This is a genomic window from Sphingomonas sp. AP4-R1 (assembly GCF_013113735.1).
Lineage (GTDB): Bacteria > Pseudomonadota > Alphaproteobacteria > Sphingomonadales > Sphingomonadaceae > Sphingomonas_I.
In genome coordinates this window covers 2,906,009-2,918,790 of the sequence record NZ_CP053346.1, presented here as the reverse complement: position 1 = coordinate 2,918,790, position 12,782 = coordinate 2,906,009, and the positions used below count along the sequence as shown (strand labels likewise).

Annotated in this window: 9 protein-coding genes; 2 read left to right on the top strand and 7 right to left on the bottom strand. The window is 64.7% G+C overall.

Features of this window, described 5'->3' with window-relative positions; all coding sequences use genetic code 11:
* Nucleotides 1–51: 51 nt before the first annotated feature.
* On the bottom strand, nucleotides 52–3,150 hold the full coding sequence (locus tag HL653_RS13535; RefSeq protein WP_171744977.1) for a TonB-dependent receptor: 3,099 nt from the start codon (nucleotides 3,148–3,150) through the stop codon (nucleotides 52–54).
* A 307-nt stretch (nucleotides 3,151–3,457) separates the two neighbouring features.
* Nucleotides 3,458–3,961, bottom strand: a complete 504-nt coding sequence (locus tag HL653_RS13530) for an Lrp/AsnC family transcriptional regulator (RefSeq protein WP_171744976.1) — start codon at nucleotides 3,959–3,961, stop codon at nucleotides 3,458–3,460.
* A 98-nt stretch (nucleotides 3,962–4,059) separates the two neighbouring features.
* Between HL653_RS13530 and HL653_RS13525 the strand changes: the two genes are divergently transcribed.
* Complete coding sequence (locus HL653_RS13525; protein ID WP_171744975.1) at nucleotides 4,060–4,539, top strand: hypothetical protein; 480 nt, start codon at nucleotides 4,060–4,062, stop codon at nucleotides 4,537–4,539.
* 114 nt (nucleotides 4,540–4,653) lie between these two features.
* Nucleotides 4,654–5,742 (top strand): non-hydrolyzing UDP-N-acetylglucosamine 2-epimerase, encoded by a 1,089-nt coding sequence (wecB, locus tag HL653_RS13520; protein WP_171744974.1) that lies wholly within the window; start codon nucleotides 4,654–4,656, stop codon nucleotides 5,740–5,742.
* A gap of 18 nt (nucleotides 5,743–5,760) precedes the next feature.
* Here the strand turns inward: wecB and HL653_RS13515 are convergent, their stop codons facing one another.
* From HL653_RS13515 to HL653_RS13495, 5 genes are all read right to left on the bottom strand, one after another.
* On the bottom strand, nucleotides 5,761–6,399 hold the full coding sequence (locus HL653_RS13515) for a hypothetical protein (RefSeq protein WP_171744973.1): 639 nt from the start codon (nucleotides 6,397–6,399) through the stop codon (nucleotides 5,761–5,763).
* 206 nt (nucleotides 6,400–6,605) lie between these two features.
* Nucleotides 6,606–8,000, bottom strand: coding sequence for a dihydrolipoyl dehydrogenase (gene lpdA / locus HL653_RS13510; protein WP_171744972.1), 1,395 nt, complete (start codon nucleotides 7,998–8,000; stop codon nucleotides 6,606–6,608).
* A 21-nt stretch (nucleotides 8,001–8,021) separates the two neighbouring features.
* Nucleotides 8,022–8,528 carry a YfbM family protein gene (locus HL653_RS13505; protein ID WP_171744971.1) on the bottom strand — a complete coding sequence of 169 codons (507 nt, stop codon included), beginning with the start codon at nucleotides 8,526–8,528 and terminating at the stop codon, nucleotides 8,022–8,024.
* Nucleotides 8,529–8,551: 23 nt separating this feature from the next.
* Nucleotides 8,552–9,805, bottom strand: a complete 1,254-nt coding sequence (odhB, locus tag HL653_RS13500; RefSeq protein ID WP_171744970.1) for a 2-oxoglutarate dehydrogenase complex dihydrolipoyllysine-residue succinyltransferase — start codon at nucleotides 9,803–9,805, stop codon at nucleotides 8,552–8,554.
* Between the two features lie 12 nt (nucleotides 9,806–9,817).
* Nucleotides 9,818–12,721 carry a 2-oxoglutarate dehydrogenase E1 component gene (locus tag HL653_RS13495; protein ID WP_171744969.1) on the bottom strand — a complete coding sequence of 968 codons (2,904 nt, stop codon included), beginning with the start codon at nucleotides 12,719–12,721 and terminating at the stop codon, nucleotides 9,818–9,820.
* Nucleotides 12,722–12,782: the final 61 nt, after the last annotated feature.

Below are 12,782 nucleotides of genomic sequence, written 5' to 3'. Positions count from 1 at the left end.
CAAAAAGAAACCGGGCGGGCTCCTGGAGGAACCCGCCCGGCAGTCGTCGGATCAATAATCTACGCGGATGCCCATCCGGAACACACGGCCCAACACGTCATACAATTGGCGGTTGGTCTGCGGATACGCTTCCGTATTGTCGCCGTTCGGACCGTTGGCGACCAGAACCGGATCCTTGTTCAGGATGTTCTTGATCGAAAGGAAGACCGAAGCCTTCGTGTTCATCACCACGAACTTGTAGTCCGCGTTCACGTCGAAATACCACGCACCGTTGATGTGATTGTAATTGACGGTGCGATAGTCACTCGTCGAAACCGGGCAGTTGGTATCGCAAACGATGTAGTTGTTGTTGTACTTTCCGGGCGAAACACCGCGGGCGACCGCCTGGAACGACAGGCCATTGTCCAGATTATAGGCGGTCGAGAAGCGGAAGGTCCACTTCGGCAGGCTGCCCGTATTCTGGCCGGCCGAGTCCGTGATCGCGGCGATGCCGTTGTTGGTTTCCAGCTTGATCGCGTGCGTCGCAAGCGCGCGCAGGCTGATCGTGCCGGGGCCGACATGACGGCGATAGCTGCCCTCGAAGTCGATACCTTCCGTCTTGATGCCGACGAAGTTGAGCGGCTTGATCGTGACGCTCTGGATGTCGGCATTCGGGTTGGTCGGCGTCGCCGTGCCGCCGGAAGCGAGGTTGATGTAGCTGCACGACGAGGCGTCCTGCAGGTTGCCGTAGCAGAGATCCACCAGGTTCTGCGCCGTGTAGGTCGAGATCGCGCCGGTCAGCTTGATCTTGTAATAGTCGACCGAGGCGGCGAAGCCCGGCAGGAAGGTCGGCGTCAGCACCACGCCGCCGCCGTAGGTCTTGGCGATTTCCGGCTTCAGCGCCGTATTGCCGACGATCGAGTTGATGTACGTGTCCGAAACAGTGTTCGCACCGCCAGCAACCGCCGGGCGATTGACCGAGTTGGTCGCGCCGCCGCCGGGGTTGAACAGTTCGCCCAGGTTGGGCGCGCGGATGTCGCGGCTGATCGTGCCGCGGAACTTGACGTCCGGGATCGGCTGATAGGTCAGGCCCGTCTTCCACGTCTCCACCCGACCCGATGTCGAGTAATCGGTCACGCGCAGCGCGCCGTTGAAGTCCATGTTCTTGATGATCGGGATCACCGTTTCGACGAAGGCTTCCTTCACGCTGTAATGGCCAACCACAGGGATGAAATTGCCATAGCGCCACGTCGGGTTGATCGTGCTGCCCGTTCCGATCGGCGCGAAGAAGCTGTCGACGAAGCCGCTGACCTTCTCCTTGCGCGCTTCAGCACCGAACGCGATGCTGACCGGGCCGGCCCAGACTTCGAACAGGTTGTTGGTCGAGAAGCTGACCGCGCCGATATCCTGCGTGATCCGCTGATCGCGGGCGGGATTGCGGCCGTTGCCGGTTACGTAATCGATCGCCGCCTGGCTCATGCCGCCCACGCCGATCCGGTTGAGCGGAACGCAGGCCGGGTCGTCGTTGGTGGTGATGCTGTCGGCGTTGACGGCGCACTGGATGGTGCCGTTCGCGGCGGTAACCGCGTTCGTCGCCTTCGTCATGCGATCATAGTTCCAGGCGTTCACCAGCAACTCGTGCGTCTTGGTGATGCCCTTCTGGTAGTAACCGCTCCAGTGCCAGTCGCGCTTCAGCACCGAGAAGTCGCCATCCGCGCCCGCCACGTAGCGGAACACTTCGCGCTTCATCTTGCTGCCCTGCGCGGGCAGGCCGGCATTGCCGGTGCTGATGACGATCGACTGAAGGTTGTTGGCGGTCATCAGCGCCTGCGTCGCGGCCGGCAGGAACGGATTGCCGGAGAAGATTTCGACGCCGCTGGTCGTACCGGCGCCTGGCGCGCCCGGCGTGGTTTGCGAAGGCGTCGCCTGATAGAAGCTCAGGCCCTGATAATAGCTGTAGCCGAACTGGCCGTACACGTTGAGCCAGGGCGCCACTTCATAGCTGGCACGGCCGAAGGCGCTGCGGCGATCCTCCGAAGGCTGCAACGTCGCCGAGCCGACATGGCTGGAGCTGGAATAGACATAGTCGCCGCCCGTCATCCACTGGCCCGAGCGGGGTCCCACCGCGAGCGTGCCGGTCGTGGCGCGACCGGTGGCAGGATTGATCGTGCCGAAATAGGTGTTGGTCAGCGCAGCGCCAGCCGCTCCCAGCGTGGCGCTGGTCAGGCCGACGATCGCACCGGCCGAGTTACGCGCGCCCAGAACAAGGCCGCCCGGCGTGAAGTTGCCCGAGCCGACGCCGCTGCGGACCAGATATTCGCTGGTGCAGATCGTGGCCGCATTGTTGTCGGTGCAGGCCGCCGCGCTGTACGACGGGTTGTTGATCGTGAAGAAGCCGCTGTCGTTCCAGTCGCGGTTGATCGTCTGGATGCCCTTCTGGTGGAAATATTCACCGGACGCGATCAGGTGGCCGCGACCGTCACCGAAGGTCATGCCGCCCGTGAGCGAGGCCTTGTGGTTGGCGCCGTCGCCATAGGTGGTGACGCCATATTCATACTCGGCCTTGAGGCCCTTATATTCCTTGTCGAGGATGAAGTTGACGACGCCCGAGACGGCGTCCGAACCGTAAGCGGACGAAGCGCCGCCGGTCACGACTTCCACGCGCTGGATCAGCGCCTGCGGAATGGTGTTGACGTCGACCGTGCCGTCGACCGTGGACGAAACCGAGCGCTGGCCGTCGAGCAGCACCAGCGTGCGGTTCGCGCCGAGGTTGCGGAGGTTGACGGTCGCCACGCCCGCCTGGCCATTCGAAAGCGCACCGTTCGAATTGGCCGCCGTGGCGGAGCCGCGCACGGCCGGCAGCGTGTTCACGAAATCGTTGATGTTGGCCGGCGCTTCGCGATTGATTTCCTCCGTGCTGATGACGGAGACCGGCGTCGGCGAGCTGTAGCCGTCGCGCACGATGCGCGTGCCGGTGACGGTGATCTCGCCCTCGTTGGCGGGCGTCGGCTCCTCGGCGGCCAGCGTGGTCGGAGCGGCCGCCTGCTGGGCGTACGCAGCTTCGACACCAAGGCAGAGCGCCATCACGCCGACAGTTGCGAGGACCGCCCGCTTCGTTGCGGACGGAGAATTTCGTTCACTGGTCGCGACTGCGCCAAGAAGAGTCGTCATCGATTGCCCCCTTCAATTGAAAGGCCCCCAAGCAATCTTCTCCCATTTTTTATATTTTAGTGCTCACCCTGAAATCACACTAAGTTCTCTACTGGGGACCGGATCTGGCGCCGGGGCGGAATACATGCTCCGCCCCGGTCGTCCGATTCTCCTGCGATGAACAAAGATGTAACAGAAGCGCCGCATTCGATCCAATCAATCTTCATACATTCGGGGGTCGATTGATTGGGAATCCGCTAAGGCGAGCTTTCCTACCTCCGCTTTCAGGCGCACACAGTGAAATGCGCGTCAAAATTCACCGCCGAAATCAGCGCGCTTCGATCGGCCCGTTAAACACGATCGGCGCCACGGTGCGGTGCATCACTTCGCGCATGACGAAGCTGGAGCGGATCTTGGCGACGTGCGGCAGCGTGGAAAGCTCGCTGCGATAGACGCGATCATAATCCTCAAGACTGCGGACGTGGACCATCATGAGGAAGTCCGTATCGCCCGAGACGAAGCTGCAATAGGACATGGACGGGCACTTCACGACCGCCGTCTCGAATTCCATCAGCGCCTGTTCGGCCTGGCTGGAAAGCTCGATCGCGACCATCACGACGATGCCGAAACCCAGTCTCGGCAAATCCAGTTTGGCCGTATATCCTGCGATGGCGCCGCGTTCTTCGAGGATCTTGCGGCGGCGCGCCGCGGCGGTGCTGGAAAGGTGCACGCGCTCGCCGAGATTGACATCGGAAGCGCGTCCATCCGCGCTCAGCTCTCGCAGAATGCGAAAGTCTGTCGCATCGATCGAATAGCTACCAGATTCGTCCATGAGTTTGCTTTTCCTACTTCGAAATCCTGCATCGTTGGGCATATTCCTGTCGAAAATTGAAGAGATGCACAAGCAGGAAACATGCTAGCGTCACCGTCGTGTCGGGACGGGCCGAAAGAAAACGGGGGCAGCATGAGTTTTGGGGAGCGCGCGCGCTGCGCGTCGGCGGCGGCCGCGCGGGCCGTTTTTCGCCATTTTTTCGGCTATGTGTCGGCGTTGAAGGTCGCGCTGTCGGCCGATCGAATCCGCCAGCCCGCAGCTCTCGGTTGAGTCGCCCGACGCACCTGAAGACGCTACGGGCGCTCGCATTCGAGCTGCTCGCATTGACGGCCGGCGGCGGCAAAGGGATCGCCGCGGCGAAGAAACAGGCACCGCTCGTCACCGCCGCGAATCCGACGCTGCCGGTGTTCGTCGATCGGATCGAAACGGTCGGCACGACGCGGGCGAACGAGCTGCCGTGCGTGCGATCTGGATCCTGTTCGGCGTCTCGATCGCCGCTGGACGTGACGCGCAGGCTGGAGGCGGCTCTGGCCGACCGGCCGGAAAGCGGAGGCGCGCACGCGGCGCACGCCGAATAGCCATAAATCGCTGTTAGTCAGGTGACGGTGCGTTTTTCCTGCGTGGGGGAGGGAAACGATGCTCGGGCCGGGATGGCATGATCCGATCGCGTCTGGCGTGCGAGGGCCGCGTCCGTGACGCGGGTGGCGGTCATCATCGGAACGCGGCCCGAAGCGATCAAGCTCGCGTCCGTCGTCCACGCGCTCCGTCCTTTTCCGGGGCTCGCTATCCGCATCATCGTGACCGGGCAGCATCGCGAGCTGCTCGATCAGGCGATGGCCGAAGTGAACCTCGTCGCCGATGAGGATCTCGATCTGATGTCGCCCGGCCAGGCGCTACCCGAACTGGCCGGCCGCTGCCTGATCGCGCTGAGCGAGAGTTTCGCGCGCGAGCGGCCCGATTATGTGATCGGACAGGGCGACACCACCAGCGCATGGGCAGCGGCCCAGGCGGCGCACCTGATCCGCATCCCGTTCGGCCATGTCGAGGCCGGCCTGCGCAGCGGCGCGCATGACACGCCCTTTCCCGAGGAGATGAACCGCCGCATCATCAGCCTGATCGCGCGCCATCATTTCTGCCCAACGGTTGCGGCCGCCGCGAATTTGCGACGGGAAAGCGTGCCGGCCGATCATGTCCACGTCACCGGCAATACGGTGATCGATACGCTGATCGGCATGGCGGCCACGCTGCCCCCGCGCGCGACCGAGGCGGACAGGACGGTGCTGGTGACGGTTCACCGCCGCGAAAATGTCGGCGCGCTGCCCGCCATCGCCGCCGCCATCACCGCTTTGCTGGATTGCCTGCCCGGGCTGCGCGTCCGCTGGCCGATCCACCCCAACCCACGCCTTGCACCGGCGATCCATGCCGCTCTCGGCCGCCATCCGCGCGTGGAACTGGGGCCGCCTTTGCCCTATCGCGCCTTCGTCCACGCGATGCGCGACGCGCGCCTGATCCTGACCGACAGCGGCGGCGTGCAGGAGGAAGCGCCGACGCTGGGCACGCCTGTACTGGTTTTGCGGACGGAAACGGAGCGGCCCGAAGCGGTGCTGGCCGGTGCCTCGCGCCTCGTCGGCACCGATCCCCACCTCATCGTCCGTGCCGCCATCGAACTGATCGAGGACGGAGCGGCCCACGCCCGGATGACGAACATCCCCTCCCCCTATGGCGATGGCCGGGCCGGGGAGAGGATCGCCGCCGTCGTGAGCGATTATCTGCTGCGCTGAGGGGAGCGGCTTGTCCCCTCACTCATATTTCGCCTCGCAGGCCTTCACCACTGCCTGCGGCTGGCCGAGCTTGGCCACGGCCGCCAGCGCCTCGCCACGCTTCTTCTGGAGCGCATCGCCGGGCGCCACGCCCGCGCTTTTCAGCAGCGGCGAAACCTTCGCATCCAGCTTGGTGTTCAGCACGCCCAGCTTGATCGTGGCGTCGCCATAGGAGGCGCCCTGCCCGCCGAACGCCTTCCGCAGAAAGTCGGTCAGCACATAGCATTGCAGCGCGCTGTCGAGCTTGCTGTCGGGCAGCGCCGGCTTGTCCTGTGCGGTCGCGGGATAGGCGGTGGCGCAGGCCGGCTGCAGCACCTGCCACTTGCCCTTGATCGTGGTGTCGAACAGGCCCGGCATCCGCTGGAACACCGCATTGGCGCGCTCATTGTCGAACACCGGCCCTTCGGATCCGGCGAGCAGCGCATAATGGAAGATCCGCTCCTGCGCCTCGGCGGGAAGGTCGCCCTTCACGCCCGCTTTCTCGCGCAAGGTGGCGGCGGTGACGACGCCGCAGGTCGCGGCGCGATCGACGGCCTCCTCGGGAAGCGTCGGCACCTTTTCCCCGCAACCGGGAAGAACCAGAGCCATTGCGACGGACGCCACCAGAACCAAACGCATCCCGACCTCTCCAAGTCGTTACAGATGCGTAAACTACGCGCGGGGCGCGCTGGGGTTGCCTCTCGCCCGATCAGGGCTCGTGCGATCAGGGCAATAAAAAACCCCTCCCGCGAACGGGAGGGGCCGAAAGGCGTAGCGACCGGGCACGGCGCCTTTGCGCCTGCCCAGCCTTGCCCCTCCCGCACGCGGGAGGGGTGGAACGTGGATCAAACGTGGATCGGCTTGCCCAGCACCGCCATCGCCGCTTCCTTGAAGGCTTCGGCGTGGGTCGGGTGCGCATGGCAGGTGTAGGCGATGTCTTCGGAGGTGGCGCCGAATTCCATTGCCTGCGCGGCCTGCGCGATCATCGTGCCGGCGACCGACGCGATCATCCACACGCCGACGACGCGGTCCGTCTTCGCATCGGTGATCACCTTCACGAAGCCCCAGGGCTCGTGATTGGTCTTGGCGCGGCTGTTGGCGAGCATCGGGAACTTGCCGACCTTGATCTCGCCCTTTTCCTTCGCCGCTTCCTCGGTGAGGCCGACGCCGGCGATCTCGGGCATCGTGTAGACGACCGACGGGATCACGTCGTGGTTCACGATGCCGGTGAGGCCCGCGATATTCTCGGCCACCGCGATACCCTCGTCCTCGGCCTTGTGCGCGAGCATCGGGCCGGGGATCACGTCGCCGATCGCCCAGATGCCGGGCACGGACGTGGCGAAGTCATGATCGGTCTCGATCTGGCCGCGCTTGTTGACCGTGAGGCCCGCCTTGTCGAGGCCGAGGCCATCGGTGTTGGGCTTGCGGCCGATCGAGACGAGGACGACGTCCGCCTCGATCGTCTCGGCCGCGCCACCGGCGGCGGGCTCGACGGTGAGGACGACGCCCTCGCCCTTGCGCTCGGCCTTGGTCACCTTGGTCGAGAGCTTGAACTCGAAGCCCTGCTTCTTGAAGATCTTGTTGGCTTCCTTGCGGACCTCGCCGTCCATGCCCGGCAGGATCTGGTCGAGGAATTCGACGACCGTCACCTTCGCGCCGACGCGGCGCCACACCGAGCCCAGTTCGAGCCCGATCACGCCGCCACCGATCACGACCATGTGGCCGGGAACCTTGGTCAGCTCCAGCGCCGAGGTGCTGTCGACGATCGCCTCATTGTCGACCGTCACGCCCGGCAGCGGGGTGACCGACGAGCCGGTGGCGATGATGATGTTCTTGGCGCGCACGGTGCGACCGGCGACCGTCACCGTGTCCTTGCTCTCGAACGTCGCATAGCCCTTGAGCCATTCGATCTTGTTCTTCTTGAACAGGAATTCGACGCCGCCGGTCAGGCCCTTCACGGCATCGATGCGCTGTGCCTGCATCGCATCGAGATCGAGGCTCATCGCGTCGATCTTCACGCCCAGCTTGGCGAGCGCGCCGCCGGCGGCCTCCTCATAGAGTTCGGACGCGTGCAGCAGCGCCTTGGAGGGGATGCAGCCGACATTGAGGCAGGTGCCGCCCAGCGTGGCACGGCCCTCGGCGCACGCCGTCTTCAGGCCCAGCTGCGCCGCGCGGATCGCCGCGACATAGCCGCCGGGGCCGGAACCGATCACCAGAACGTCGAAATCATAGTCAGCCATTGTCTGCCTTCTCACCTTGAATCATGCGAGGCAACGGATCGCGCCCTCGCCGTTCTGCCCGCAGATCGCCGCGAAACGCCGCAACATCGGGACGCCCTGCATCAAGTAATCGATCGACGTGTCTTTCTCGTCCGCAAAGACATCCGCCAGATAGATATCCGCATCGATCATCGCCTCCGGATCGACGCTCGCCGCGATTTCCTCATCGCTGATTTTGTCGATCGCGTCGGCGAACGCGGCCATCACGTCCGGTTCGATTACCCAGCACGAAATATCACCAAGCGCCGGCTCGCCGAGCGTTTCGACATCCTCGCCAGCAATGATGCCCAGCGGGCGAACCGTACCGTAGGCTTGCCCCGACAAGGTGAAATGCAGGGCGTGCCATGCCTTATCGAACTCGATCAGAGATAAGCTTAGGTCGTCGTCACTCTCTTCCGGAAACATGAACGCTTCCGCCGTGCGTGGATCGGCCTTGAGCGCTTCGATTTGAGCAGAGGTAGCGCGTCGGAGGTACATCACCATTCCCATCGCCGCGCTCCTCCTGCCCTGCCTTACAGGTCGATCAGAAGCCGCGTCGGATCCTCGATCGCATTCTTCAGCGCGACGAGGAAGGTCACGGCTTCGCGGCCATCGACCAGGCGGTGATCGTAGCTGAGCGCCAGATACATCATCGGGCGGACGACGACCTGGCCGTCACGGACGACCGGGCGCTCCTCGATGCGGTGCAGGCCCAGCACGGCCGACTGCGGTGGGTTGATGATCGGGGTCGACATCAGCGAGCCGAACACGCCGCCGTTGGAAATGGTGAAGGTGCCGCCCTTCATCTCTTCCATCTTCAGCGTGCCGTCCTTGGCGCGTTTGCCGAAATCGCCGATCGTCTTCTCGATCCCGGAGACGGAGAGCGTCTCGGCGTCGCGGATCACCGGCACGACCAGGCCGTTCGGGGCCGAGACCGCGACCGAGATGTCGCAATAATCGTGATAGACGATCTCGTCGCCCTCGATCGAGCCGTTGACGCCGGGAATGTCCTTCAGCGCCATGCAGGCGGCCTTCACGAAGAAGCCCATGAAGCCCAGGCGGACGCCATGCTTCTTCTCGAACAGATCCTTATACTTGGCGCGCGCCTCGATCACGGCGGTCATGTCCACGTCGTTGAACGTGGTGAGCATGGCCGCGGTGTTCTGCGCTTCCTTCAGGCGCTTGGCGACCGTCTGGCGCAGGCGCGTCATCTTCACGCGCTCTTCCTTGCGCCCGCCCGTCGCGGCCGGCGCGGCAGCGGCGGGAGCCGAAGCGGCGGCGGCCGGAGCCGCGGCGGCAGCGCCGGACTTGGCGGCGAGCAGCACGTCATCCTTGGTGATGCGGCCGTCCTTGCCGGTGCCCTTGATCTTCGAGGGATCGACATGCAGCTCCAGCACCGCGCGGCGCACGGCCGGCGACAGCGTGAGCGGATCGCCCGACGTATCCTCGTCGGCGGGGGCGGCGGCCGGCTCGGGTCGAGCGGCGGCTTCGGCCTGGCCGACGGCGGTGCGGTTCTCGACGGCGGGCGTCGCGCTGGTCGGCGCCGAGGCGCCTTCCGTGATGCGCGCGATCACCGCGCCCACCGAGACGGTGTCGCCTTCGGCCACCACCAGCTCGCCGATCACGCCGGCGACGGGGGCCGGAACCTCCACCGCGACCTTGTCGGTCTCCAGGCTGGCGATCGGCTCATCGGCCTTCACCGTTTCGCCGGGCTTCTTCAGCCACTGGCCGAGGGTCGCCTCCGTGATGGATTCACCGAGCGTCGGTACGGTAACATCGGTCGCCATTCGATCTTCCTATTAGGCTTGATAGCCAAGCGCTTCAGCGACCAGGGCCGCCTGTTGCTTGGTGTGGTTCTTGGCGAGGCCGGTGGCGGTCGCCGCAGAGGCCTTGCGGCCGGCGTAAACGGGACGGGTCGGCTTGGTTTTGGCCGTGGCCAGCACCTCCTCGATCAAGGGCTCGACGAAGAACCACGCCCCGTTATTCTTCGGCTCTTCCTGCGCCCAGACCACGGTCTCGACGTTCGGACGATCCTTCAATACCTCGACCAGCGCATCCGCCGGGAACGGATAGATCTGCTCGACGCGCAGGATCTCGACACTGTCGTCCTCGGCCGCATCGCGCGCTTCGGCCAGATCGTAATAGACCTTGCCGGTGCAGAGCACGACGCGCTTGATCTTCTCGGCCACAACCGGGCGATTGTCCCACAGGACGCGGTGGAAGTAGCTGTCGCCGAGGAAATCCTCCGCCTTCGACACCGCCGCCTTGTGGCGCAGCAGCGACTTGGGCGTCATGATGATCAGCGGCTTGCGGAACTTGCGCAGCATCTGGCGGCGCAGGATGTGGAAGTAGTTCGCCGGCGTCGTGCAGTTCGCCACCTGCATATTATCTTCGGCGCAGAGCTGGAGATACCGCTCCAGACGAGCCGAGCTATGCTCCGGTCCCTGCCCTTCATAGCCATGCGGCAGCAGCATCACGAGGCCATTGGCGCGCAGCCACTTGGCTTCGCCCGCCGCGATGAACTGATCGATGATGACCTGCGCGCCGTTGGCGAAATCGCCGAACTGCGCTTCCCACATGACAAGCGTGTTCGGCGCCTGGCCGGCATAGCCATATTCGAAGCCCAGCACGCCGAATTCGGAGAGCGGGCTGTCCAGCACCTGGAACTGCCGGTTCATCGCCGAAAGCGGGATGTACTTGTGGCCATCCTTCTGATCGACCCACACGGCGTGGCGCTGGCTGAACGTGCCGCGGCCGACGTCCTGACCGGACAGGCGGACACCATAATCTTCCTTCAGCAGGGTGCCGAAGGCGAGCGCCTCGGCGGTCGCCCAGTCGAAGCCCTCGCCGGTCTCGAACATCGCCTTCTTGGCGTCGAGAATGCGGGTCAGCGTCTTGTGGACGACGATGCTGTCGGGAACAGTGGTGATCTGCGTGCCGATTTCGTTGAAGAGATCGGGCGTGACGCCGCTGGCGGCCGCGCGGCGCTCGGTGATCGGCTCGCGCGGGAGCGCAAAGCCTTCCCACTCGCCGCCGAACCAGTCGGCGCGATTGGCCTTGTAGCTCTTGCCGGCCTCGAACTCGTCTTCCAGACGGGCTATGAAAGCCGCTTCCTGCGCGCCGAGCCACTCGGCATCGATCTGGCCCTCGGCGATCAGGCGATCGGCATAGAGCTGCGAAACCGGCGGATGCTTGCGGATCTCGTCATACATCAGCGGCTGGGTGAAGCCGGGCTCGTCGCCCTCGTTATGGCCGAAGCGGCGATAGCACCACATGTCGATGACGACATCGCGGCGGAACTTCGCGCGATATTCGGTCGCCAGCTTGCAGGCGAAGGTGACGGCCTCGGGATCATCGCCGTTCACGTGCAGGATCGGCGCCTGCACCATCTTCGCGATGTCGCTCGGATAAGGCGACGAACGCGCGAACTGCGGCGAGGTGGTGAAGCCCACCTGGTTGTTGATCACGAAGTGGACGGTGCCGCCGGTATTGTAGCCGACGAGGCCGGAGAAGCCGAAGCACTCCATGATCACGCCCTGGCCCGCGAAGGCCGCATCGCCGTGGATCAGGATCGGCAGCACCTTGGCGCGCTCCAGATCGTCCAGCTTGGTCTGCTTCGCGCGCGCCTTGCCCAGCACGACCGGATCGACGCACTCGAGATGCGACGGGTTCGGCGCGAGGCTCAGGTGGATCATGTTGCCGTCGAACTCGCGGTCCGCCGACGTACCGAGGTGGTACTTCACGTCGCCCGAACCGCCGACATCCTCGGGGTTGGCCGATCCGCCCGCAAATTCATGGAACAGGATGCGATAGGGCTTCTGCATCACGTTCGTCAGAACGTTGAGGCGGCCGCGATGCGCCATGCCGAGCACGACTTCCTGCACGCCGGCCGCGCCCGCATATTTCAGCACGGCCTCCAGCGCGGGGATCATGCTCTCGCCGCCGTCGAGGCCGAAGCGCTTGGTGCCGACATATTTGCGAGCCAGGAACTTCTCCCACTGCTCGCCCTCGACCACCTTCGCGAGGATCGCCTTCTTGCCTTCCGGCGTGAAGCTGATTTCCTTGTCCGTGCCTTCCATCCGGTCTTGGAGGAAGCGGCGTTCCTCCGTATCCTGGATGTGCATATATTCGAGGCCGACCTTGCCGCAGTAATTCTTGCGGAGCGTCGCGATGATCTGGCGCACGGTCGCGTGCTGGAAACCCAGCAGGCCGCCGAGGAAGATCGGCCGATCCATGTCGGCCTCGGTGAAGCCGTGGAATTCGGGCTGAAGATCTTCCGGCATCTCCTGATGCCAGAGGCCGAGCGGATCGAGCTGCGCGAGCAGGTGGCCGCGCACGCGATAGGTGCGGATCAGGATCGAGGCGCGGATCGAGTCGCGCGCGGCGGCCTCGATATCGGCTTGGCTGCTCGGAGCGGCCGGCGCCGGGGCGGCGGCGGGAGCGGGCTTGCCGCCCTTGGCGGGCTTGGGCGCGGGCTCCATCTGGGTGGGGTCGAGACCGGCGGTGAGAGAGTCCGTCTCGGACAGCGGCCAGCGCGGATTGGCCCAGCTCGGCCCGGAGACGCTCGCCTCCAGCGCGCCGAAATAGCTGCGCCAATTCTCGTCGACGCTCGCGGGATCCTGCCGATACTTCTTGTACAGCGCCTCGGCAAAGCTGGGACTTACACCCTCCAGCTCATCGAAGTTCGATCCCTCGAAGCCCATTATGCACCGCCTGTCATTCGCTCTGTCGACCAAATCGGTCGTTTCGTCGCTCGCCTAGCGA

Bases quoted from the DNA above. Each gene is read 5' to 3' on its own strand.
- HL653_RS13515 (WP_171744973.1), bottom strand. From the start codon at position 6,399: ATGCGTTTGGTTCTGGTGGCGTCCGTCGCAATGGCTCTGGTTCTTCCC.
- HL653_RS13495 (WP_171744969.1), bottom strand. From the start codon at position 12,721: ATGGGCTTCGAGGGATCGAACTTCGATGAGCTGGAGGGTGTAAGTCCC.
- lpdA (WP_171744972.1), bottom strand. From the start codon at position 8,000: ATGGCTGACTATGATTTCGACGTTCTGGTGATCGGTTCCGGCCCCGGC.
- HL653_RS13535 (WP_171744977.1), bottom strand. From the start codon at position 3,150: ATGACGACTCTTCTTGGCGCAGTCGCGACCAGTGAACGAAATTCTCCG.
- odhB (WP_171744970.1), bottom strand. From the start codon at position 9,805: ATGGCGACCGATGTTACCGTACCGACGCTCGGTGAATCCATCACGGAG.
- HL653_RS13530 (WP_171744976.1), bottom strand. From the start codon at position 3,961: ATGGACGAATCTGGTAGCTATTCGATCGATGCGACAGACTTTCGCATT.
- HL653_RS13505 (WP_171744971.1), bottom strand. From the start codon at position 8,528: ATGGGAATGGTGATGTACCTCCGACGCGCTACCTCTGCTCAAATCGAA.